The 23,226-nt window shown below is 60.0% G+C and carries 19 protein-coding genes, 4 tRNA genes and 1 rRNA gene; 23 read left to right on the top strand and 1 reads right to left on the bottom strand.

The window, feature by feature from the left end:
- Positions 1-9 precede the first annotated feature (9 nt).
- The 12 genes from rrf (at position 10) to rplL (ending at position 5,476) form a co-directional block, all read left to right on the top strand.
- Positions 10-123, top strand: a 5S ribosomal RNA gene (gene rrf / locus F3J20_RS21930).
- Positions 124-277: 154 nt separating this feature from the next.
- Positions 278-363, top strand: a tRNA-Tyr gene (locus F3J20_RS21925).
- A 40-nt stretch (positions 364-403) separates the two neighbouring features.
- A tRNA-Gly gene (locus F3J20_RS21920) sits at positions 404-477 on the top strand.
- Between the two features lie 16 nt (positions 478-493).
- Positions 494-568: transfer RNA gene (locus F3J20_RS21915), tRNA-Thr, on the top strand.
- Positions 569-630: 62 nt separating this feature from the next.
- Positions 631-1,821 carry an elongation factor Tu gene (gene tuf / locus F3J20_RS21910; protein WP_167045394.1) on the top strand — a complete coding sequence of 397 codons (1,191 nt, stop codon included), beginning with the start codon at positions 631-633 and terminating at the stop codon, positions 1,819-1,821.
- Positions 1,822-1,885: 64 nt separating this feature from the next.
- Positions 1,886-1,961, top strand: a tRNA-Trp gene (locus F3J20_RS21905).
- A 35-nt stretch (positions 1,962-1,996) separates the two neighbouring features.
- On the top strand, positions 1,997-2,377 hold the full coding sequence (gene secE, locus F3J20_RS21900) for a preprotein translocase subunit SecE (RefSeq protein WP_167284482.1): 381 nt from the start codon (positions 1,997-1,999) through the stop codon (positions 2,375-2,377).
- Between the two features lies 1 nt (position 2,378).
- Entirely contained in the window at positions 2,379-2,936 is a 558-nt protein-coding gene (nusG, locus tag F3J20_RS21895; RefSeq protein WP_075303275.1) for a transcription termination/antitermination protein NusG, read from the top strand.
- Positions 2,937-3,098: 162 nt separating this feature from the next.
- Entirely contained in the window at positions 3,099-3,530 is a 432-nt protein-coding gene (gene rplK / locus F3J20_RS21890) for a 50S ribosomal protein L11 (protein ID WP_042329781.1), read from the top strand.
- Positions 3,531-4,229 carry a 50S ribosomal protein L1 gene (gene rplA / locus F3J20_RS21885; protein WP_167045400.1) on the top strand — a complete coding sequence of 233 codons (699 nt, stop codon included), beginning with the start codon at positions 3,531-3,533 and terminating at the stop codon, positions 4,227-4,229.
- Positions 4,230-4,531: 302 nt separating this feature from the next.
- Entirely contained in the window at positions 4,532-5,035 is a 504-nt protein-coding gene (gene rplJ, locus F3J20_RS21880; protein ID WP_167045857.1) for a 50S ribosomal protein L10, read from the top strand.
- A gap of 63 nt (positions 5,036-5,098) precedes the next feature.
- Positions 5,099-5,476: a 50S ribosomal protein L7/L12 gene (gene rplL / locus F3J20_RS21875; RefSeq protein WP_167045402.1), complete on the top strand. Its 378-nt coding sequence runs from the start codon at positions 5,099-5,101 to the stop codon at positions 5,474-5,476.
- A 33-nt stretch (positions 5,477-5,509) separates the two neighbouring features.
- On the opposite strand, the gene F3J20_RS21870 is transcribed toward rplL, so the two are convergent.
- On the bottom strand, positions 5,510-5,722 hold the full coding sequence (locus tag F3J20_RS21870) for a hypothetical protein (protein WP_167284481.1): 213 nt from the start codon (positions 5,720-5,722) through the stop codon (positions 5,510-5,512).
- A gap of 124 nt (positions 5,723-5,846) precedes the next feature.
- On the opposite strand from F3J20_RS21870, the gene rpoB reads away from it, so the two are divergent.
- The 11 genes from rpoB (at position 5,847) to rplW (ending at position 23,225) form a co-directional block, all read left to right on the top strand.
- The gene (gene rpoB, locus F3J20_RS21865) at positions 5,847-9,953 is read left to right on the top strand and encodes a DNA-directed RNA polymerase subunit beta (RefSeq protein ID WP_167045408.1); all 4,107 of its coding nucleotides are present in this window, start codon (positions 5,847-5,849) and stop codon (positions 9,951-9,953) included.
- A gap of 21 nt (positions 9,954-9,974) precedes the next feature.
- The gene (gene rpoC / locus F3J20_RS21860) at positions 9,975-14,213 is read left to right on the top strand and encodes a DNA-directed RNA polymerase subunit beta' (RefSeq protein ID WP_167045411.1); all 4,239 of its coding nucleotides are present in this window, start codon (positions 9,975-9,977) and stop codon (positions 14,211-14,213) included.
- A 211-nt stretch (positions 14,214-14,424) separates the two neighbouring features.
- Entirely contained in the window at positions 14,425-16,272 is a 1,848-nt protein-coding gene (gene recQ / locus F3J20_RS21855; protein ID WP_167045414.1) for a DNA helicase RecQ, read from the top strand.
- A 221-nt stretch (positions 16,273-16,493) separates the two neighbouring features.
- Positions 16,494-16,874, top strand: coding sequence for a 30S ribosomal protein S12 (rpsL, locus tag F3J20_RS21850; RefSeq protein WP_006053290.1), 381 nt, complete (start codon positions 16,494-16,496; stop codon positions 16,872-16,874).
- A gap of 180 nt (positions 16,875-17,054) precedes the next feature.
- Complete coding sequence (gene rpsG / locus F3J20_RS21845; protein ID WP_006053291.1) at positions 17,055-17,525, top strand: 30S ribosomal protein S7; 471 nt, start codon at positions 17,055-17,057, stop codon at positions 17,523-17,525.
- A 131-nt stretch (positions 17,526-17,656) separates the two neighbouring features.
- Positions 17,657-19,759 carry an elongation factor G gene (gene fusA, locus F3J20_RS21840; RefSeq protein ID WP_167045418.1) on the top strand — a complete coding sequence of 701 codons (2,103 nt, stop codon included), beginning with the start codon at positions 17,657-17,659 and terminating at the stop codon, positions 19,757-19,759.
- A 48-nt stretch (positions 19,760-19,807) separates the two neighbouring features.
- The gene (gene tuf, locus F3J20_RS21835) at positions 19,808-20,998 is read left to right on the top strand and encodes an elongation factor Tu (RefSeq protein ID WP_167045394.1); all 1,191 of its coding nucleotides are present in this window, start codon (positions 19,808-19,810) and stop codon (positions 20,996-20,998) included.
- 123 nt (positions 20,999-21,121) lie between these two features.
- Positions 21,122-21,433, top strand: a complete 312-nt coding sequence (gene rpsJ, locus F3J20_RS21830) for a 30S ribosomal protein S10 (protein ID WP_017777154.1) — start codon at positions 21,122-21,124, stop codon at positions 21,431-21,433.
- A gap of 201 nt (positions 21,434-21,634) precedes the next feature.
- A complete protein-coding gene (gene rplC, locus F3J20_RS21825) occupies positions 21,635-22,294 on the top strand; it encodes a 50S ribosomal protein L3 (RefSeq protein ID WP_167045421.1) in 660 nt (219 codons plus the stop codon).
- Complete coding sequence (gene rplD / locus F3J20_RS21820) at positions 22,294-22,914, top strand: 50S ribosomal protein L4 (protein WP_008923346.1); 621 nt, start codon at positions 22,294-22,296, stop codon at positions 22,912-22,914. Before rplC ends, rplD begins: the two co-directional genes overlap by 1 nt.
- Positions 22,911-23,225, top strand: a complete 315-nt coding sequence (rplW, locus tag F3J20_RS21815; protein WP_008923345.1) for a 50S ribosomal protein L23 — start codon at positions 22,911-22,913, stop codon at positions 23,223-23,225. The genes rplD and rplW overlap by 4 nt, the downstream gene beginning before the upstream one ends.
- Position 23,226 lies beyond the last annotated feature (1 nt).

Genomic DNA, 23,226 nt, shown 5'->3' with positions numbered 1-23,226 from the left:
CCCGTCATGCCTGATGACCATAGCGAGTCGGTCCCACCCCTTCCCATCCCGAACAGGACCGTGAAACGACTCCACGCCGATGATAGTGCGGATTGCCCGTGTGAAAGTAGGTAATCGTCAGGCTCCTTCTTGGTCAAAAACCCCACCCATTGCAGTGGGGTTTTTCCGTTTACGGAAGACCTGGAATCGCTGCATATAAGTGAGAACGGTGGGTTTGGAATGGTCAAGCAAGCCTTGACAAAAAGATGTTGTTCCCCCATAATCATCAGTTCTCTGCGGAGGGGTGCCCGAGTGGCTAAAGGGGGCAGACTGTAAATCTGTTGGCTTACGCCTACGTTGGTTCGAATCCAACCTCCTCCACCAGAATGCAAGTTGTAGCAGTTGTTGGGAATCCATGATCGTTGCGGGTGTAGCTCAATGGTAGAGCAGAAGCCTTCCAAGCTTACGACGAGGGTTCGATTCCCTTCACCCGCTCCAGTGACACGGAAGTAGCGCCCATGTGGCTCAGTGGTAGAGCACTCCCTTGGTAAGGGAGAGGTCGGCAGTTCGATCCTGCCCATGGGCACCAGAAGTATTCAGTGATTGTTTGCGCCCGGCGCAACGTACGGAAAATCCTCTTAGGAGTCGAAAATGGCCAAGGGTAAGTTTGAGCGGACCAAGCCGCACGTGAACGTGGGCACGATCGGTCACGTTGACCACGGCAAGACCACGCTGACGGCGGCGATCACGACGGTTCTGACGCAGAAGTTCGGCGGCGAAGCGAAGGCATACGACCAGATCGATGCAGCGCCGGAAGAAAAGGCGCGTGGTATTACGATCAACACCGCGCACGTCGAGTACGAAACGGCAAACCGCCACTACGCACACGTCGACTGCCCGGGCCACGCCGACTACGTGAAGAACATGATCACGGGCGCAGCGCAGATGGACGGCGCAATCCTGGTGTGCTCGGCCGCAGACGGCCCGATGCCGCAAACGCGTGAGCACATCCTGCTGGCGCGCCAGGTTGGCGTTCCGTACATCATCGTGTTCCTGAACAAGTGCGACATGGTGGACGACGCTGAGCTGCTGGAGCTCGTCGAGATGGAAGTGCGCGAACTTCTGTCGAAGTACGACTTCCCGGGCGACGACACGCCGATCATCAAGGGTTCGGCCAAGCTGGCGCTGGAAGGCGACAAGGGCGAACTGGGCGAAGTGGCGATCATGAGCCTGGCCGACGCGCTGGACACGTACATCCCGACGCCGGAGCGCGCGGTTGACGGTTCGTTCCTGATGCCGGTGGAAGACGTGTTCTCGATCTCGGGTCGCGGCACGGTGGTGACGGGTCGCGTCGAGCGCGGCATCATCAAGGTCGGCGAGGAAATCGAGATCGTCGGTATCCGCGCAACGGCCAAGACGACCTGCACGGGCGTGGAAATGTTCCGCAAGCTGCTCGACCAGGGGCAGGCAGGCGACAACGTGGGTATCCTGCTGCGCGGCACGAAGCGTGAAGACGTGGAGCGTGGTCAGGTTCTGGCGAAGCCGGGTTCGATCAACCCGCACACGCACTTCACGGCAGAGGTGTACGTGCTGAGCAAGGATGAAGGCGGCCGCCACACGCCGTTCTTCAACAACTACCGTCCGCAGTTCTACTTCCGTACGACGGACGTGACGGGTTCGATCGAGCTGCCGAAGGACAAGGAAATGGTGATGCCGGGCGACAACGTGTCGATCACGGTGAAGCTGATCAACCCGATCGCGATGGAAGAAGGTCTGCGTTTCGCGATTCGCGAAGGCGGTCGTACGGTCGGCGCTGGTGTCGTCGCCAAGATCATCGAGTAACGCCAGATAGTTCTCGATAATCGGTTGTATCGGGGTTGGCGGTGTCGTCAGCCCCAAATGGTTTAGGGGTATAGCTCAACTGGCAGAGCGTCGGTCTCCAAAACCGAAGGTTGGGGGTTCGATTCCCTCTGCCCCTGCCAACTATTGCGCCGTAGTGGCGCTTCGTTAAGGTGTTATGGCGAATCCTTCCGTCGAAACTGTAAATACATCTGGCGACAAGTTGATGTTGATCGCGGGTGTATTGCTGGTCTTGGCCGGGTTCGTGGGGTTCTTCTGGCTGAGTGGCCAGGAATGGTACATCCGCGGAGCCGCCTTGGCTGTTGGTGCGATCGCGGGTGTCGCAGTCGGTCTTCTCTCAGCGCCTGGCAAGGGTTTTATCGCTTTCGCCAAAGACTCGTACAAAGAAGTTCGTAAGGTTGTTTGGCCTACCCGTAAAGAGGCTACCCAGACAACGCTTGTAGTGTTCGGCTTTGTGGTCGTGATGGCGATTTTTCTCTGGGTTTGCGATAAATCCATTGAATGGGCGATTTTCTCGGTGATTCTGGGTTGGAAATGATATGAGCGATACACCGGCATCCCCGAGCGGCAAACGTTGGTACGTGGTGCACGCCTACTCCGGCATGGAGAAGAGCGTGCAACGAGCGCTTCAGGAGCGCATCGAGCGTGCCGGTATGCAGGACCAGTTTGGCCAGATCCTTGTTCCGACTGAAGAGGTCGTCGAGGTGAAAGGTGGTCACAAATCAGTGACGGAGCGTCGTTTCTTCCCCGGCTATGTGCTGGTGGAAATGGAAATGACAGACGAAACGTGGCATCTCGTAAAAAATACGGCAAAGGTGACCGGTTTTGTCGGCGGGGCGCGTAACCGTCCGAGCCCGATTTCCCCTCGGGAAGTTGAAAAAATCATGTCGCAGATGCAGGAAGGCGTGGAGAAGCCGCGTCCAAAGACCCTGTTTGAAGTGGGCGAGATGGTGCGAGTGAAGGAAGGCCCATTCACTGATTTCAACGGCAGCGTCGAAGAAGTGAACTACGAAAAATCGCGAGTCCGTGTTTCCGTTACGATCTTCGGCCGCGCAACGCCGGTTGAGTTGGAATTCGGCCAGGTCGAAAAGTTGTAATCCAGAATTCTACGGAACGCACCGTTTGGTGCGTTCCGTATTTCGCGCTTACGGCCCGCGTAATGGTCGTTGAGGAGCGTAACTAGCTAGTTTTTCAGCGAACACGCGCTACTACTCACTGAACGTCCACATACACGTCGGCGTTCCAAAGAGGTTCTCAAGATGGCAAAGAAAATCATCGGCTTTATCAAGCTGCAGATTCCTGCAGGTAAAGCCAACCCGTCGCCGCCGGTCGGTCCGGCACTGGGCCAGCGCGGTCTGAACATCATGGAGTTCTGCAAGGCGTTCAACGCGCAGACCCAAGCAATGGAACCGGGCCTGCCGATTCCGGTCGTGATCACGGCATTCGCGGACAAGAGCTTCACGTTCGTGCTGAAGACGCCGCCGGCCACGGTTCTGATCAAGAAGGCAGCGAAGATCGACAAGGGTTCGAGCAAGCCGCATACCGACAAGGTCGGCAAGATCACCCGTGCTCAAGCTGAAGATATCGCCAAGACCAAGATGCCCGATCTGACGGCTGCTGATCTGGACGCAGCGGTTCGCACGATCGCTGGTAGCGCCCGCTCGATGGGCATCACCGTGGAGGGCGTGTAAATGGCCAAGCTTTCGAAACGTCTGCAAGCATTTGCAGCAAAGGTTGATCGTCAGAAGCTCTACCCGCTCGAAGACGCTCTGTCGCTCGTGAAGGAGTGCGCAAGCGCGAAGTTCGACGAATCGATCGACGTCGCGGTGCAACTCGGCATCGACGCGAAGAAGTCGGATCAAGTGGTTCGTGGCTCGGTCGTGCTGCCCGCTGGTACGGGTAAGTCGGTTCGCGTCGCGGTGTTCGCGCAAGGTGAAAAGGCTGAGCAGGCTCGTGCAGCCGGTGCGGACGTCGTCGGTATGGAAGACCTGGCTGAACAGGTTAAGGCCGGCAACCTGAACTTCGACATCGTGATTGCCTCGCCGGACACGATGCGTATCGTCGGTACGCTCGGTCAGATCCTCGGCCCGCGCGGTCTGATGCCGAACCCGAAGGTCGGCACGGTCACGCCGGATGTCGCGACCGCAGTCAAAAACGCCAAGGCTGGTCAGGTGCAATTCCGTGTCGACAAGGCCGGTATCATCCACGCCACGATCGGCCGTGCTTCGTTCGAAGCAACTGCTCTGCGTACCAACCTGAATGCTCTGATCGACGCGCTGCAAAAGGCGAAGCCGGCAACGAGCAAGGGTGTGTACCTGCGCAAGGTCGCTCTGTCGAGCACGATGGGTGTGGGCGTTCGCGTCGATCAAGCGTCGATCGCAGCGCAGTAATGAATTTCATCGCCCTGACGTAAGTCGGGGCGGTCTATAAGGGCTTTGGGCGGTTGCAAGGTGGCAGTCTGCATCGCGCAACCGGTTGTCAAAGACCGTTGGCGGGCCCGCAGCAGGTAGGCGAGTCCTTAATGTAAAGCCAACGCAGATGGCGAACCCGAAAAAGTTTGTGGTGATGAAACCGTTGGATGTCCGCAGCAATGCGGGTGTCGGGCGGTCGAAATACTCCTGACTGGTCGGACGCCGTTATTGAACGCGGTACACAAGGCGCACGCCGCGTGTATCGAATCTGGAGGTTAACCGTGCCACTCAACAAAGAAAGCAAGCAGGCCGTCGTCGCTGAGGTTGCCGCGCAAGTCGCGAAAGCTCAGACCGTGGTTCTGGCTGAGTATCGTGGAATCGCGGTTGGCGATCTGACCAAGCTGCGCGCGAAAGCGCGTGAGCAACAGGTTTATCTTCGCGTGTTGAAGAACACGCTGGCGCGTCGCGCTGTCGAAGGTACGCCGTTTGCTCCGCTGGCAGAGCAGATGACTGGCCCCCTGATCTACGGCATCTCCGAAGATGCAATTGCTGCTGCCAAGGTCGTCAATGACTTCAGCAAGAGCAATGACAAGTTGATCATCAAGGCTGGTTCCTACGAAGGCAAGGTGATGGACAAGGCTGGCGTGCAAGCGCTGGCAAACATCCCGAGCCGCGAAGAACTGCTCTCCAAGCTGCTGTTCGTCATGCAGGCTCCTGTTTCTGGCTTCGCGCGTGCTCTGGCCGCGCTGGCAGAGAAGAAACAAGGCGAAGAAACCGCTGCGTAACGTACATCAGTCGAGCGTAATTGATCGCTGGCTGTATCCGAATTCAATTTAGGAGTATTTCAAATGGCAATCGCAAAAGAAGACATCCTCGAAGCCGTAGGCTCGATGTCGGTTCTGGAACTGAACGAGCTGGTTAAGGCGTTCGAAGAAAAGTTTGGCGTGTCGGCAGCTGCTGTTGCAGTGGCTGGCCCGGCAGGTGCAGGCGGCGGCGCTGCTGCTGCTGAAGAGCAGACCGAATTCACGGTCATCCTGGCTGAAACCGGCGCAAACAAGGTTTCGGTCATTAAGGCTGTTCGCGAACTGACAGGTCTCGGCCTGAAGGAAGCGAAGGATCTGGTCGATGGCGCACCGAAGCCCGTCAAGGAAGCGGTGCCCAAGGCTGCTGCTGAAGAAGCCAAGAAGAAGCTGGAAGAAGCTGGCGCGAAGGTTGAAATCAAGTAAGTTTCAACGCGCTGTGCGAAGGCTGGCGGTTTTTCACCGCCGGCCTTTTTGTGCTTTGTGGGGCTTGCGTTTTTGTGGGTTTGCTCCGGCAAGAACGTGATTCCCAGAAGCCAAAGAAAATCGCCAATCGGCAACATTGACCGGCGTTTCTCTTTGTCTTCTGAAGCGACTGCAGAAGGCAAGTTTGGTCGGGTAGCGGGCAACACAGGCATCCGCTGCCGTCAGCCAGCGGTTGGTAGCGGCCAACCACCAAGCTTCTAGGCTCGTTCAAGCCATTGGACGGCCATCGGGTCTCAGTCGGTGAACACTCGGGTTGTCTCATCAAGGTATCCTGCCTCGACAACTATGCCCGCCGTGATTCGGAGATCGTATGCAATATTCCTTCACCGAGAAGAAGCGTATTCGCAAGAGTTTCGCGAAACGCCCCATCGTTCACCAAGTACCTTTCCTGCTGGCTACCCAGCTTGAATCATTCAGCACGTTTCTGCAAGCAGACACGTCTTCGACGCAGCGTAAGCCGGAAGGCCTGCAAGCTGCGTTCACGTCCGTTTTCCCGATCGTTTCGCATAACGGCTTCGCTCGTCTCGAATTCGTCAGCTACATGCTGTCGCCGCCGGCATTCAACATCAAGGAATGTCAGCAGCGCGGTCTGACGTACTGCTCGGCGCTGCGCGCCAAGGTGCGTCTGGTGCTGCTCGACAAGGAGTCGCCGAGCAAGCCGGTCGTCAAGGAAGTCAAGGAACAGGAAGTGTACATGGGCGAAATTCCGCTCATGACGCCGACCGGTTCGTTCGTCATCAACGGCACGGAACGTGTGATCGTTTCGCAGCTGCATCGTTCGCCGGGCGTGTTCTTCGAGCACGACAAGGGCAAGACGCACAGCTCGGGCAAGCTGCTGTTTTCGGCACGTATCATTCCTTACCGCGGTTCGTGGCTCGATTTCGAGTTCGACCCGAAGGACGTGCTGTACTTCCGTGTCGACCGTCGCCGCAAGATGCCGGTCACGATCCTGCTGAAGGCCATCGGCCTCACGCCGGAACAGATCCTCGCCAACTTCTTCGTGTTCGACAATTTCACGCTGATGCCGGAAGGCGCGCAGATGGAGTTCGTACCGGAGCGTCTGCGTGGTGAAGTTGCGCGTTTCGACATCACGGACCGCGATGGCAACGTGATCGTCCAGAAGGACAAGCGGATCAACGCCAAGCACATTCGCGATCTCGACAACGCGAAGACCAAGTTCATCTCGGTGCCGGAAGACTATCTGCTCGGCCGCGTGCTGGCGAAGAACGTCGTCGACGGCGACACCGGCGAAGTCATCGCGAATGCGAACGACGAAGTCACCGAAACCGTCCTCGAGAAGCTGCGCGAAGCGAAGATCAAGGACATCCAGGCGCTCTACACGAACGATCTGGACCAGGGTCCGTACATCTCGTCGACGCTGCGCATCGACGAAACGGCGGACAAGATGGCCGCCCGCATCGCGATCTACCGCATGATGCGCCCGGGCGAGCCGCCGACCGAAGAAGCGGTCGAGGCATTGTTCAACCGTCTGTTCTACAGCGAAGAAGCGTACGACCTGTCGAAGGTGGGTCGTATGAAGTTCAACCGCCGCGTCGGCCGTGACGAAATCGTCGGCCCGATGACGCTGCAGGACGACGACATCCTCGCGACGATCAAGATCCTCGTCGAGCTGCGCAACGGCAAGGGCGAAGTGGACGACATCGACCACCTCGGCAACCGTCGCGTGCGTTGCGTCGGCGAACTCGCGGAAAACCAGTTCCGCGCGGGTCTCGTGCGTGTCGAACGTGCCGTGAAGGAACGCCTCGGCCAGGCCGAAAGCGAAAACCTGATGCCGCACGATCTGATCAACTCGAAGCCGATTTCGTCGGCGATCCGCGAGTTCTTCGGTTCGTCGCAGCTGTCGCAGTTTATGGATCAGACCAACCCGCTGTCGGAAATCACGCACAAGCGTCGTGTTTCCGCACTGGGCCCGGGCGGTCTGACGCGCGAGCGCGCAGGCTTTGAAGTCCGCGACGTGCATCCGACCCACTACGGCCGCGTGTGCCCGATTGAAACGCCGGAAGGTCCGAACATCGGTCTGATCAACTCGCTCGCTCTGTACGCGCACCTGAACGAATACGGCTTCCTCGAAACGCCGTATCGCAAGGTGACGGACGGCAAGGTGACCGACCAGATCGACTATCTGTCGGCGATCGAAGAAGGCCGTTACGTGATCGCTCAGGCGAACGCGGCGGTGGCCGACGACGGTACGCTGACCGACGAACTCGTGTCGTCGCGTGAAGCGGGCGAAACGCTGATGGTCACGCCGGACCGCATCCAGTACATGGACGTGGCGCCGTCGCAGATCGTGTCGGTTGCAGCTTCGCTGATTCCGTTCCTCGAGCACGACGACGCGAACCGCGCGTTGATGGGCTCGAACATGCAGCGTCAAGCCGTGCCGTGTCTGCGTCCGGAGAAGCCGGTCGTCGGTACGGGCATCGAGCGCACCGTGGCGGTCGACTCGGGCACGACGGTTCAGGCACTGCGCGGCGGTGTGGTCGATTACGTCGACGCGGGCCGTATCGTGATTCGCGTGAACGACGACGAAGCGGTTGCGGGTGAAGTCGGTGTCGACATCTACAACCTGATCAAGTACACGCGTTCGAACCAGAACACGAACATCAACCAGCGTCCGATCGTGAAGATGGGCGACAAGGTTGCGCGCGGCGACGTGCTGGCTGACGGCGCATCGACCGATCTGGGCGAGCTCGCGCTCGGCCAGAACATGCTGATCGCGTTCATGCCGTGGAACGGCTACAACTTCGAAGACTCGATCCTGATCTCGGAAAAGGTCGTGGCCGACGACCGTTACACGTCGATCCACATCGAAGAATTGAACGTCGTGGCACGCGACACGAAGCTCGGACCGGAAGAAATCACGCGCGACATCTCGAACCTCGCGGAAGTGCAGCTTGGCCGTCTCGACGAGTCGGGCATCGTGTACATCGGCGCGGAAGTCGAAGCGGGTGACGTGCTGGTCGGCAAGGTCACGCCGAAGGGCGAAACCCAGCTGACGCCGGAAGAAAAGCTGCTGCGCGCGATCTTCGGCGAGAAGGCGTCGGACGTGAAGGACACGTCGCTGCGCGTGCCGTCGGGCATGAGCGGCACCGTGATCGACGTGCAGGTGTTCACGCGCGAAGGCATCCAGCGCGACAAGCGTGCGCAACAGATCATCGACGATGAACTGAAGCGCTATCGCCTCGACCTGAACGACCAGCTGCGTATCGTGGAAGGCGATGCGTTCCAGCGTCTCGCGCGCATGCTCGAAGGCAAGGTGGCGAACGGCGGTCCGAAGAAGCTCGCGAAGGGCACGAAGATCGAGCGCGCATACCTCGAAGATCTGGACCACTACCACTGGTTCGACATCCGCCTCGCGGACGAAGAAGCAGCGGCCCAGCTCGAAGCGATCAAGAACTCGATCGAAGAGAAGCGTCACCAGTTCGACCTCGCGTTCGAAGAGAAGCGCAAGAAGCTCACGCAAGGCGACGAACTGCCGCCGGGCGTGCTGAAGATGGTCAAGGTGTATCTGGCGGTGAAGCGCCGCCTGCAGCCTGGCGACAAGATGGCAGGCCGTCACGGTAACAAGGGTGTCGTGTCGAAGATCGTGCCGATCGAAGACATGCCGTACATGGCCGACGGCCGTCCGGCCGACGTCGTGCTGAATCCGCTCGGCGTGCCGTCGCGGATGAACGTGGGTCAGGTTCTCGAAGTACATCTGGGTTGGGCCGCGAAGGGGCTCGGCTGGCGTATCGGCGAAATGCTGCAGCGTCAGGCGAAGATTGCCGAACTGCGCGAATTCCTGATCAAGATCTACAACGAGTCGGGCCGCGCCGAAGAGCTGGACAGCTTCAGCGACGACGAAATCCTCGAGCTGGCGAAGAACCTGCGCGAAGGCGTGCCGTTCGCCACGCCGGTGTTCGACGGTGCGACGGAAGAAGAAATGTCGCGCGCGCTGGATCTGGCATTCCCGGACGACATCGCACAGAACCTCGGCATGACGCCGTCGAAGAACCAGGTGCGTCTGTACGACGGCCGCACGGGCGAGATGTTCGAACGTACGGTGACGGTCGGCTACATGCACTACCTGAAGCTGCACCACCTGGTCGACGACAAGATGCACGCGCGTTCCACGGGCCCGTACTCGCTCGTCACGCAGCAGCCGCTGGGTGGTAAGGCGCAATTCGGTGGCCAGCGTTTCGGTGAAATGGAAGTGTGGGCGCTCGAAGCGTACGGCGCATCCTACGTGCTGCAGGAAATGCTGACGGTGAAGTCGGACGACGTGACGGGCCGGACCAAGGTGTACGAAAACCTGGTCAAGGGCGATCACGTGATCGATGCCGGCATGCCTGAGTCGTTCAACGTGTTGGTGAAGGAAATCCGGTCGCTGGGTATCGACATCGACCTGGACCGGAACTAATCGGACTACTGGAGAGAAGCGATGAAAGCTTTGCTCGATCTATTCAAGCAAGTCCAACAACCTGAAGTTTTCGACGCGATCAAGATCGGTCTGGCCTCGCCGGACAAGATCCGTTCGTGGTCGTTCGGTGAAGTCAAGAAGCCGGAAACCATCAACTACCGCACGTTCAAGCCGGAGCGCGATGGTCTGTTCTGCGCGAAGATTTTCGGTCCGATCAAGGACTACGAATGCCTTTGCGGCAAGTACAAGCGCCTGAAGCACCGCGGCGTGATCTGCGAGAAGTGCGGCGTCGAAGTGACGCTCGCGAAGGTGCGTCGCGAGCGGATGGGCCACATTGAGCTGGCCTCGCCGGTCGCGCACATCTGGTTCCTGAAGTCGCTGCCGTCGCGTCTGGGCATGGTGCTCGACATGACGCTGCGCGACATCGAGCGCGTGCTGTACTTCGAAGCATATGTGGTGATCGATCCAGGCATGACGCCGCTCAAAGCGCGCCAGATCATGACCGAAGAGGATTACTACAACAAGGTCGAGGAATACGGCGACGAATTCCGTGCCGAAATGGGCGCGGAAGGTATTCGCGAACTGCTGCGCGCGATCAACATCGACGAGCAGGTCGAGCTGCTGCGCACGGAACTGCGCAACACCGGTTCCGAAGCGAAGATCAAGAAGTACGCGAAGCGCCTGAAGGTGCTCGAGGCATTCCAGCGTTCGGGCATCAAGCCGGACTGGATGGTTCTCGAAGTGCTGCCGGTGCTGCCGCCGGAACTGCGTCCGCTCGTGCCGCTCGACGGCGGCCGTTTCGCGACGTCGGACCTGAACGACCTGTATCGCCGCGTCATCAACCGTAACAACCGGTTGAAGCGTCTGCTCGAGCTGAAGGCGCCTGAAATCATCGTCCGCAACGAAAAGCGGATGCTGCAGGAAGCCGTCGACTCGCTGCTCGACAACGGCCGTCGCGGCAAGGCGATGACCGGCGCGAACAAGCGTCCGCTGAAGTCGCTCGCCGACATGATCAAGGGTAAGGGCGGTCGCTTCCGTCAGAACCTGCTCGGTAAGCGCGTCGACTACTCGGGCCGTTCGGTGATCGTGGTCGGCCCGACGCTGAAGCTGCACCAGTGCGGCCTGCCGAAGCTGATGGCGCTCGAACTGTTCAAGCCGTTCATCTTCAATAAGCTCGAAGTGATGGGTGTCGCGACTACCATCAAGGCTGCGAAGAAGGAAGTCGAGAACCAGACGCCGGTCGTGTGGGACATCCTCGAAGAGGTGATCCGCGAACATCCGGTCATGCTGAACCGCGCGCCGACGCTGCACCGTCTCGGCATCCAGGCTTTCGAGCCGGTGCTGATCGAAGGTAAGGCAATCCAGCTGCACCCGCTCGTTTGCGCGGCATTCAACGCCGACTTCGACGGTGACCAGATGGCCGTTCACGTGCCGCTGTCGCTCGAAGCGCAGATGGAAGCGCGCACGCTGATGCTGGCGTCGAACAACGTGCTGTTCCCGGCCAACGGTGATCCGTCGATCGTGCCGTCGCAGGATATCGTGCTCGGCTTGTACTACGCGACGCGTGAAGCAGTGAACGGCAAGGGCGAAGGCCTGACGTTCACGGGCGTGTCGGAAGTGCTGCGCGCCTATGAGAACAAGGAAGTCGAGCTGGCCTCGCGCGTCAACGTGCGGATCACGGAAATGGTCCACAACGAAGACAAGTCGGAAGGCGCGCCGGCGTTCGTGCCGAAGGTCACGCTGTATGCGACCACGGTCGGCCGCTCGATCCTGTCGGAAATCCTGCCGCCGGGGCTGCCGTTCTCGGTGCTGAACAAGCCGCTGAAGAAGAAGGAAATCTCGCGTCTGATCAACACCGCGTTCCGCAAGTGCGGTCTGCGCGAGACGGTGATTTTCGCCGACCAGCTGATGCAGTCGGGCTTCCGCCTCGCAACTCGCGCCGGTATTTCGATCTGCGTCGACGACATGCTCGTGCCGCCGCAGAAGGAAACCATCGTCGGCGACGCTGCGAAGAAGGTGAAGGAATACGACCGTCAGTACATGTCGGGTCTCGTCACCGCGCAGGAACGCTACAACAACGTGGTCGACATCTGGTCGGCAACGTCGGAAGCGGTCGGCAAGGCGATGATGGAGCAGCTGTCGACGGAACCGGTCACGGACCGCGACGGCAACGCAACGCGTCAGGAGTCGTTCAACTCCATCTACATGATGGCCGACTCGGGCGCGCGCGGTTCCGCGGTTCAGATCCGTCAGCTGGCCGGTATGCGCGGCCTGATGGCGAAGCCGGACGGCTCGATCATCGAGACGCCGATTACGGCGAACTTCCGCGAAGGTCTGAACGTGTTGCAGTACTTCATCTCGACCCACGGTGCTCGTAAGGGTCTGGCTGATACGGCACTGAAGACCGCGAACTCGGGTTACCTGACGCGCCGTCTGGTCGACGTGACGCAGGATCTGGTCGTGGTCGAGAGCGATTGCGGCACGTCCAACGGCGTGGCGATGAAGGCGCTCGTGGAAGGCGGTGAAGTGGTCGAAGCGCTGCGTGACCGTATTCTGGGTCGCGTCGCGGTGGCTGACGTCGTCAATCCGGAATCGCAGGAAACGCTGTTCGAAACGGGCACGCTGCTCGACGAAGACGCGGTCGAGGAAATCGAACGCCTCGGCATCGACGAAGTGCGTGTGCGCACCCCGCTCACCTGCGAAACGCGTTACGGTCTGTGCGCGGCCTGCTACGGCCGCGACCTCGGCCGCGGCTCGTCGGTCAACGTCGGCGAAGCGGTCGGCGTGATCGCGGCGCAGTCGATCGGCGAACCGGGCACGCAGCTCACGATGCGTACGTTCCACATCGGTGGTGCGGCGTCGCGTGCGGCGGTGGCTTCGTCGGTCGAAGCGAAGTCGAACGGTACGGTGCGTTTCACGGCGACGATGCGTTACGTCACGAATGCGAAGGGCGAGCAGATCGTCATCTCGCGTTCGGGCGAGGCGATGATCACCGACGATCACGGCCGCGAGCGCGAGCGTCACAAGGTGCCGTACGGCGCCACGCTGCTGCAGCTCGACGGCGCGCAGATCAAGGCCGGCACGCAACTGGCGACGTGGGATCCGATGACGCGTCCGATCATCACCGAGTACGGTGGTACGGTGAAGTTCGAGAACGTCGAGGAAGGCGTGACCGTCGCGAAGCAGATCGACGACGTGACGGGTCTGTCCACGCTCGTCGTGATCGACGTGAAGCGTCGCGGTTCGCAGGCCTCGAAGACGGTGCGTCCGCAGGTCAAGCTGCTCGACGCGAACGGCGAGGAAGTGAAGATCCCGAACACCGAGCACTCGGTGCAGATCGGCTTCCAGGTCGGCGCGCTGATTACCGTGAAGGACGGTCAGCAGGTGCAGGTCGGTGAAGTACTCGCACGTATCCCGACCGAATCGCAGAAGACGCGTGACATTACCGGCGGTCTGCCGCGTGTGGCGGAACTGTTCGAAGCACGTTCGCCGAAGGACGCGGGTATCCTGGCGGAAGTCACGGGTACGACGTCGTTCGGTAAGGACACGAAGGGCAAGCAGCGTCTCGTTATCACGGACCTCGAGGGCAACCAGCACGAGTTCCTGATCGCGAAGGAAAAGCAGGTTCTGGTGCACGATGGTCAGGTCGTCAACAAGGGCGAAATGATCGTCGACGGACCGGCTGATCCGCACGACATCCTGCGTCTGCAGGGCGTCGAGGCGCTGTCGCGCTACATCGTGGACGAAGTGCAGGACGTGTACCGTCTGCAGGGCGTGAAGATCAACGACAAGCACATCGAAGTGATCGTGCGTCAGATGCTGCGCCGCGTGCAGATCGTCGACAACGGCGATACGCGTTTCATCCCGGGCGAACAGGTCGAGCGGTCGGACATGCTCGACGAGAACGACCGCATGATCGCGGAAGACAAGCGTCCGGCGACGTACGAAAACGTGCTGCTCGGTATCACGAAGGCGTCGCTGTCGACCGATTCGTTCATCTCTGCGGCGTCGTTCCAGGAAACGACCCGCGTGCTGACCGAAGCGGCGATCATGGGCAAGCGCGACGATCTGCGTGGCCTGAAGGAAAACGTGATCGTCGGCCGTCTGATTCCGGCCGGTACGGGTCTCGCGTTCCACAAGGCGCGCAAGAGCAAGGAACTGGCCGACCGCGAGCGTTTCGATCAGATCGCAGCGGAAGAGTCGTTCGAATTCGGTACGCCGGAAGCGCCGGCTGCCGAACAGCAGCACACGGGCGAGTAAGTGCGGGCGGCGTAAGCCGCCACGCTTGACAAGCCACGCAAGCCGCCCAGTTTCGACTGGGCGGCTTTTTTTATGTTTTTGCGGATGCCATTGGCGTCATGCGCCGGCGCGAGCCTAGGCCGGATGGCTAAGGTTGTCGTAAAGCGCGGGCGCAGCACGCATGCGTTGGTAAAATTCGTGTCATCTGCCTTTGGCCGCCTCTCTCAAATTCATGTCCCGTCCGCTCGAAATCCTCAACGAAGTCTTTGGTTATCCCGCATTCAGAGGACAGCAGGGCGAAATTGTCGAGCACGTCGCCGACGGCGGCGATTGCCTCGTGCTGATGCCGACGGGTGGCGGTAAATCGCTCTGCTATCAGATTCCTTCGCTCGTGCGGCGCGAGCGCGGCTTCGGCACGGGCATCGTGGTGTCGCCGTTGATCGCACTGATGCAGGACCAGGTGGCGGCGCTGACGGAAGTCGGCGTGCGCGCCGCGTATCTGAACTCGACGCTGTCGAGCGCCGAGGCGATGGCCACGGAGCGTGCGCTGCGAGATGGCGACATCGATCTGCTGTACGTCGCGCCGGAACGGCTCATGACCCCGCGCTTCCAGGAGCTGCTGGAGCGCACGCGCATCGGCCTCTTCGCGATCGACGAGGCCCACTGCGTGTCGCAATGGGGGCACGATTTCCGGCCCGAATATATCCAGCTGTCGGTGCTGCATGAGCGCTTTCCGGATGTGCCGCGCATTGCGCTCACGGCCACGGCAGATGCGATCACGCGCGATGAAATCATTCACCGTCTCGCGCTTGAGGATGCGCGCGTGTTCGTGTCGAGCTTCGACCGGCCGAACATCCGCTATCGCATCGCCGAAAAGGACAATGCGCGTGCGCAGCTGCTCGACTTCATCCGCGCCGAGCATACGAAGCCGGACGGCACGACCGACGCGGGCGTCGTCTATTGCCTGTCGCGCCGCAAGGTCGAGGAAACGGCGGAGTGGCTCAAGGAAAAGGGCATGCGCGCGCTGCCTTACCACGCCGGCATGGAGTTCGAGGTGCGTCAGAAGCACCAGGAGATGTTCCAGCGCGAAGAGGGCATCGTGATGTGCGCGACGATCGCCTTCGGCATGGGCATCGACAAGCCCGACGTGCGGTTCGTCGCGCACCTCGATCTGCCGAAAAGCGTCGAGGGCTACTATCAGGAGACCGGCCGCGCGGGGCGCGACGGGATGCCCTCGAACGCGTGGATGGCCTACGGTCTTGGCGACGTCGTGCAGCAGCGCAAGATGATCGACGAGTCCGACGCCGACGAGGCGCACAAGCGCGTCCAGACTGGCAAGCTCGACGCGCTGCTCGGCCTGTGCGAAACCGCAACCTGCCGGCGGGTACGGCTGCTCGCGTACTTTGGCGAAACGAGCCAGCCCTGCGGCAACTGCGACAACTGTCTCGAACCGCCGCCCACGTGGGATGCGACGCGCGAGGCGCAGATGGCGCTGTCGTGCGTGTTCCGGGCGCAGCGGGCGAGTGGCTTCCACTTTGGTGCCGGTCATCTGATCGACATTCTGCGCGGCAATCGCAGCGAGAAAATCTTGCAACGCGGTCACGAGAAACTGACCACTTTCGGTATCGGCTCGGCGCTCGGTGAGCCGGAATGGCGCGCGGTGTTCCGCCAGCTCGTGGCGTTCGGCTATCTGACGGTCGACCACGAAGGCTTTGGCTCGCTCGTGCTGACCGAAGCGAGCAAGCCGGTGCTCAAGGGTGAGCAGAAGGTGACGATGCGCCGCTATGTGAAGCCGACCCGCACGCGCCAATCGTCCGGCCGCACGAGCGAGCGGGCCGATCCGACGATCGGCATGGGGCCGCTCGAGCGTTCCCGCTGGGAACGCCTGCGCGCATGGCGTACCGACACCGCGAAGAGCGATGGGGTGCCGGCGTATCTGATTTTCCACGATGCGACGCTCGCGGAAATTGCGCGTATCGGCCCCGATTCCATCGACGACCTGCGCGGTATTCCGGGCATGGGTGCCCGCAAACTCGACCGTTTCGGCCACGAATTGCTGCACGTCGTGGCCGCCGACTGACCGGTACGCGATCGTTTGGATTGATCAACAGGGGTGCGAAACATCGCAAGCTGTTGACTTCCTTAGTATTTTCGGAATATTATGCTAGGTTCCGGTTCTTGGGGTGTCTGCGCTCGGCTTCAATTTGTGCGCAGTCAGGCCATCCGGAAGTTCGATGCGCAGGCGTTTCCGCTTTGCCCGGAAACAGATGCGTCGATTTTGTTCAATTTCAGGAATAAACAATGCCAACCATCAATCAACTGGTTCGCAAAGGCCGCACGTCGGAAACGACGAAAAGCAAGAGCCCGGCCTTGCAGGACTGCCCCCAGCGTCGCGGCGTGTGCACCCGTGTGTACACGACGACGCCGAAGAAGCCGAACTCGGCACTCCGTAAGGTCGCCAAGGTTCGTCTGACGAACGGCTTCGAAGTCATTTCGTACATCGGTGGTGAAGGCCACAACCTGCAGGAACACTCGGTCGTGCTGATTCGCGGCGGCCGTGTGAAGGACTTGCCGGGTGTGCGTTACCACATGGTTCGCGGCTCGCTGGATACCCAGGGCGTCAAGGATCGTAAGCAGGCTCGCTCGAAGTACGGCGCGAAGCGTGCCAAGGCTGGCAAGTAATTAGCCGGTCACTCGTAGTTTCAGGTCGCCTGTCATGGCGGTAATAGCGATGGTGCCGGAATTGCCGGCGCTATCGAGTAAGTGGTCACCCGACCAGGCTGGTAAGTCTTAGGGATGAATCGGGTTAGTTGGTGGCCGCGGAGCTGAAATAGCTCCAACTGAAAAGGTAAAGGAAGAAACATGCCGCGTCGTCGCGAAGTCCCCAAGCGGGAAGTGTTGCCGGATCCGAAATTCGGTAACGTAGATGTAGCAAAATTCATGAACGTGCTGATGCTCTCCGGCAAGAAGTCGGTTGCCGAGCGTATCGTGTACGGCGCTTTCGAACAGATCCAGACCAAGGGTGGCAAGGACCCGCTGGAAGTGTTCACGGTGGCGCTCAACAACGTCAAGCCGGTGGTCGAAGTGAAGAGCCGCCGCGTTGGTGGTGCGAACTATCAGGTTCCGGTCGAAGTGCGTCCGTCGCGTCGTATGGCATTGGCGATGCGTTGGCTGCGTGAAGCCGCGAAGAAGCGCAGCGAGAAGTCGATGGCCCTGCGGCTGGCAGGTGAACTCTCCGAAGCGGCTGAAGGCCGCGGCGGCGCGATGAAGAAGCGCGACGAAGTTCACCGGATGGCAGAAGCCAACAAGGCGTTCTCGCACTTCCGTTTCTAAGCTTCCCGGTTCCGGGTTTAGCGAAAAACGGAAAGAAATTCCGGGCGGGTGCGCTTCCAGAGCGCCTCGCCCGTTTGTGTTACAGCGCGATGGGTATTTCTCGCATCGCGTCATCCCAATAGAGGATCAAAGTGGCTCGCAAGACACCTATCGAGCGCTACCGTAACATCGGTATCAGCGCTCACATCGACGCCGGCAAAACGACGACGACCGAGCGCATTCTGTTCTACACCGGCGTGAACCACAAGATTGGTGAAGTTCACGACGGCGCTGCCACCATGGACTGGATGGAGCAGGAGCAGGAACGCGGCATCACGATTACTTCCGCTGCTACCACGGCATTCTGGAAGGGCATGGCGGGCGACCGCGCCGAGCACCGCATCAACATTATCGACACCCCGGGCCACGTCGACTTCACGATTGAAGTCGAGCGCTCGATGCGCGTGCTCGACGGTGCCTGCATGGTGTACTGCGCCGTGGGTGGCGTGCAGCCCCAGTCGGAAACCGTGTGGCGTCAGGCTAACAAGTACAAGGTGCCCCGTCTCGCGTTCATCAACAAGATGGACCGTACCGGCGCGAACTTCTTCAAGGTCTACGACCAGCTCAAGCTGCGTTTGAAGGCGAATCCGGTTCCGGTCGTCGTGCCTATCGGCGCGGAAGAAAACTTCACGGGTGTCGTCGACCTGATGAAGATGAAGGCGATCATTTGGGACGACGCATCCCAGGGTACCAAGTTCTCGTACGAAGACATCCCGGCAGAACTCGTCGACACGTGCAACGAATGGCGTGAAAAGATGGTCGAAGCCGCGGCTGAAGCCAGCGAAGACATGATGAACAAGTACCTCGAGTCGGGCGAGCTGACCGAGGAAGAAATCATCAAGGGTCTGCGCGACCGTACGATCGCTTGCGAAATCCAGCCGATGCTGTGCGGCACCGCGTTCAAGAACAAGGGCGTGCAGCGCATGCTGGACGCCGTGCTCGACTTCCTGCCGTCGCCGATCGACATCCCGCCGGTTACCGGCGAGCTGGAAAACGGTGAAAGGGGCGAGCGCCGCGCAGCCGACGACGAAAAGTTCTCGGCACTGGCATTCAAGATCATGACCGACCCGTTCGTCGGCCAACTGATCTTCTTCCGTGTGTACTCTGGTGTGGTGAATTCTGGCGACACGCTGCTGAACGCGACCAAGGACAAGAAGGAACGTCTGGGCCGTATTTTGCAGATGCACGCGAATCAGCGCGAAGAAATCAAGGAAGTGCGCGCAGGCGACATCGCTGCTGCGGTTGGCCTGAAGGATGCGACCACCGGCGACACGCTGTGCGATCCGACGAGCCCGATCGTGCTCGAGCGCATGATTTTCCCGGAACCGGTGATTTCGCAGGCTGTTGAGCCGAAGACGAAGCCGGACCAGGAAAAGATGGGGCTGGCGCTGAACCGTCTGGCGCAGGAAGATCCGTCGTTCCGCGTTCAAACGGACGAGGAATCGGGTCAAACCATTATTTCGGGTATGGGTGAGCTCCACCTGGAAATTCTGGTCGACCGGATGAAGCGTGAGTTCGGCGTCGAAGCAACGGTTGGCAAGCCGCAAGTGGCTTACCGCGAAACTATTCGCGGCAAGGCGGAAGACGTTGACGGCAAGTTCGTCAAGCAGTCGGGTGGTCGCGGCCAGTACGGTCACGCGGTCATCACGCTCGAGCCGAACGAGCAAGGCAAGGGCTACGAGTTCCTGGACGAGATCAAGGGCGGCGTGATTCCGCGTGAATACATCCCGGCAGTCGACAAGGGTATCCAGGAAACGCTGAAGGCCGGCGTGCTGGCTGGCTTCCCGGTCGTTGACGTGAAGGTTCACCTGACGTTCGGTTCGTACCACGACGTCGACTCGAACGAAAATGCGTTCCGCATGGCTGGTTCGATGGCGTTCAAGGAAGCGATGCGCAAGGCTCAGCCGGTCATCCTCGAACCGATGATGGCAGTCGAAGTCGAAACGCCGGAAGACTACATGGGCAACGTGATGGGCGATCTGTCGGGCCGTCGCGGTATCGTCCAGGGCATGGACGACATGGTTGGCGGCGGCAAGATCGTTCGCGCCGAAGTGCCGCTGTCAGAAATGTTCGGCTACTCGACGTCGCTGCGTTCGCTGACCCAGGGGCGTGCAACGTACACGATGGAATTCAAGCACTATGCTGAAGCTCCGCGTAACGTGTCCGAAGCGATCATCAACGCGAAGTCGAAGTAAGCGCGCGGTAAAGTCATTCAACGATTAACTTTTTGAAAGAAGAGAAACATGGCTAAAGGTAAATTCGAACGGACCAAGCCGCACGTGAACGTGGGCACGATCGGTCACGTTGACCACGGCAAGACCACGCTGACGGCGGCGATCACGACGGTTCTGACGCAGAAGTTCGGCGGCGAAGCGAAGGCATACGACCAGATCGATGCAGCGCCGGAAGAAAAGGCGCGTGGTATTACGATCAACACCGCGCACGTCGAGTACGAAACGGCAAACCGCCACTACGCACACGTCGACTGCCCGGGCCACGCCGACTACGTGAAGAACATGATCACGGGCGCAGCGCAGATGGACGGCGCAATCCTGGTGTGCTCGGCCGCAGACGGCCCGATGCCGCAAACGCGTGAGCACATCCTGCTGGCGCGCCAGGTTGGCGTTCCGTACATCATCGTGTTCCTGAACAAGTGCGACATGGTGGACGACGCTGAGCTGCTGGAGCTCGTCGAGATGGAAGTGCGCGAACTTCTGTCGAAGTACGACTTCCCGGGCGACGACACGCCGATCATCAAGGGTTCGGCCAAGCTGGCGCTGGAAGGCGACAAGGGCGAACTGGGCGAAGTGGCGATCATGAGCCTGGCCGACGCGCTGGACACGTACATCCCGACGCCGGAGCGCGCGGTTGACGGTTCGTTCCTGATGCCGGTGGAAGACGTGTTCTCGATCTCGGGTCGCGGCACGGTGGTGACGGGTCGCGTCGAGCGCGGCATCATCAAGGTCGGCGAGGAAATCGAGATCGTCGGTATCCGCGCAACGGCCAAGACGACCTGCACGGGCGTGGAAATGTTCCGCAAGCTGCTCGACCAGGGGCAGGCAGGCGACAACGTGGGTATCCTGCTGCGCGGCACGAAGCGTGAAGACGTGGAGCGTGGTCAGGTTCTGGCGAAGCCGGGTTCGATCAACCCGCACACGCACTTCACGGCAGAGGTGTACGTGCTGAGCAAGGATGAAGGCGGCCGCCACACGCCGTTCTTCAACAACTACCGTCCGCAGTTCTACTTCCGTACGACGGACGTGACGGGTTCGATCGAGCTGCCGAAGGACAAGGAAATGGTGATGCCGGGCGACAACGTGTCGATCACGGTGAAGCTGATCAACCCGATCGCGATGGAAGAAGGTCTGCGTTTCGCGATTCGCGAAGGCGGTCGTACGGTCGGCGCTGGTGTCGTCGCCAAGATCATCGAGTAAAATCGAAGATTGCTGTATTTGCTGTGCCCGGGTCCGGGCACTCGCTCCCTGCGAGCGCCCGGGCCTACGTTCTTTTTCTAATTGGCGGTGCAATATCGCCTCGCTCTTTTCAAGGAATTCGTCATGCAAAACCAGAAAATCCGCATTCGCCTGAAGGCTTTCGACTATCGCCTGATCGATCAATCGGCAGCTGAGATCGTCGACACGGCAAAGCGGACTGGCGCAATCGTTCGTGGCCCGGTGCCCCTGCCGACCCGTATTCAACGTTTCGACATCCTGCGTTCGCCGCACGTCAACAAGACGTCGCGTGATCAGCTCGAAATCCGCACGCACCTGCGTCTGATGGACATCGTCGATCCGACGGACAAGACCGTCGACGCGCTGATGAAGCTGGATCTGCCGGCCGGCGTGGACGTTGAAATCAAGCTGCAGTAAGGCTTCCAGCGGTTCTCAGGTTGATCGGAGAACGCTAAGTCATTGATTGCTTGCGAAAAACGAAAGGCCTCGCTATAATGCTAGGCTTTTCGCGCATTTGCGTAAAAAAGTCGGCGTGCTGCAGCATGGTTTCATGCCCGAAACGGCGCCGGCATTTTGTAAATTAGCCCCGACCAATCGCAGTCGGGAATGGAGAAAACGATGAGCCTTGGACTCGTAGGTCGCAAGGTTGGCATGACCCGTATCTTCACGGCTGAAGGGGATTCGATTCCCGTCACCGTGCTGGACGTGTCCGACAACCGCGTGACGCAGATCAAGACTGTTGAAACCGACGGCTACACGGCCGTGCAGGTTGCATTCGGTACGCGCCGTGCATCGCGCGTGACGAAGCCGTTGGCAGGTCATCTCGCCAAAGCCGGTGTTCAAGCCGGTGAAATCCTCAAAGAATTCAAGATCGATGCCGCCAAGGCTGCCGAGTTGTCGAACGGCACCGTGGTTGGTCCCGAACTGTTCGAAGTGGGCCAGAAGGTTGACGTGCAAGGCGTGTCGATCGGTAAGGGCTACGCCGGTACCATCAAGCGTTACAACTTCTCGTCCGGCCGTGCATCGCACGGTAACTCGCGCTCGCACAACGTGCCGGGCTCGATCGGTATGGCGCAGGATCCGGGTCGTGTTTTTCCGGGTAAGCGCATGACCGGTCACATGGGTGACGAGAATGTAACGGTGCAAAACCTCGAAATCGCTCGTATCGACGCTGACCGCAAGTTGCTGCTGGTCAAGGGCGCCGTTCCGGGTGCGAAGGGTGGCAAGGTATTCGTTACGCCGGCCGTGAAGACGCGTGCCGTGAAAGGAGCGAAATAATGGAACTTAAGCTCCTGAATGCCAATGGTCAGGAAGGTGCAGGCGTTAGCGCGTCGGACGTCGTGTTCGGCCGTGACTACAACGAAGCCCTGATTCACCAGGTTGTGGTTGCGTACCAGGCGAATGCCCGTAGCGGCAACCGCGCGCAGAAGGATCGTGAGCAGGTCAAGCACACGACCAAGAAGCCGTGGCGCCAGAAGGGTACGGGCCGTGCCCGTGCCGGTATGTCGTCGAGCCCGCTGTGGCGCGGCGGTGGCCGTATCTTCCCGAATTCGCCGGAAGAAAACTTTTCGCACAAGGTCAACAAGAAGATGCATCGCGCAGGTCTCTGCTCGATCTTCTCGCAGCTGGCTCGCGAAGGCCGCATCTCGGTGGTCGACGAGCTGACGCTCGAAGCGCCGAAGACGAAGCTGCTGGCCGAAAAATTCAAGGCGATGGGTCTCGACTCCGTGCTGGTGATCACCGACACGGTTGACGAAAACCTGTACCTCGCGTCGCGCAACCTCGCCCACGTGGCGGTTGTCGAGCCGCGTTACGCCGACCCGCTGTCGCTGATCTACTTCAAGAAAGTCCTGATCACGAAGGCTGCGGTCGCCCAGATCGAGGAGTTGCTGTCATGAGCGAGATTCGCAAGAACGATCATCGTTTGATGCAGGTCCTGCTCGCGCCGGTGGTCTCCGAAAAGGCGACGCTGGTTGCCGACAAGAACGAGCAGGTTGTGTTCGAAGTCGCGCCGGATGCCACGAAGCAGGAAGTGAAGGCCGCAGTCGAGCTGCTGTTCAAGGTGGAAGTCGATTCCGTCAACGTGCTGGTCGCGAAGGGCAAAGCCAAGCGCTTTGGTCGCTTCATGGGCAAGCGCAAGGACGTGAAGAAGGCGTATGTCTGCCTGAAGCCCGGCCAGGAAATCAACTTTGAAGCGGAGGCCAAGTAAT

This window comes from Paraburkholderia sp. Cy-641, from assembly GCF_011752945.1.
Taxonomy (GTDB): Bacteria; Pseudomonadota; Gammaproteobacteria; order Burkholderiales; family Burkholderiaceae; genus Paraburkholderia.
This window is presented reverse-complemented; position numbering and strand designations above follow the sequence as displayed.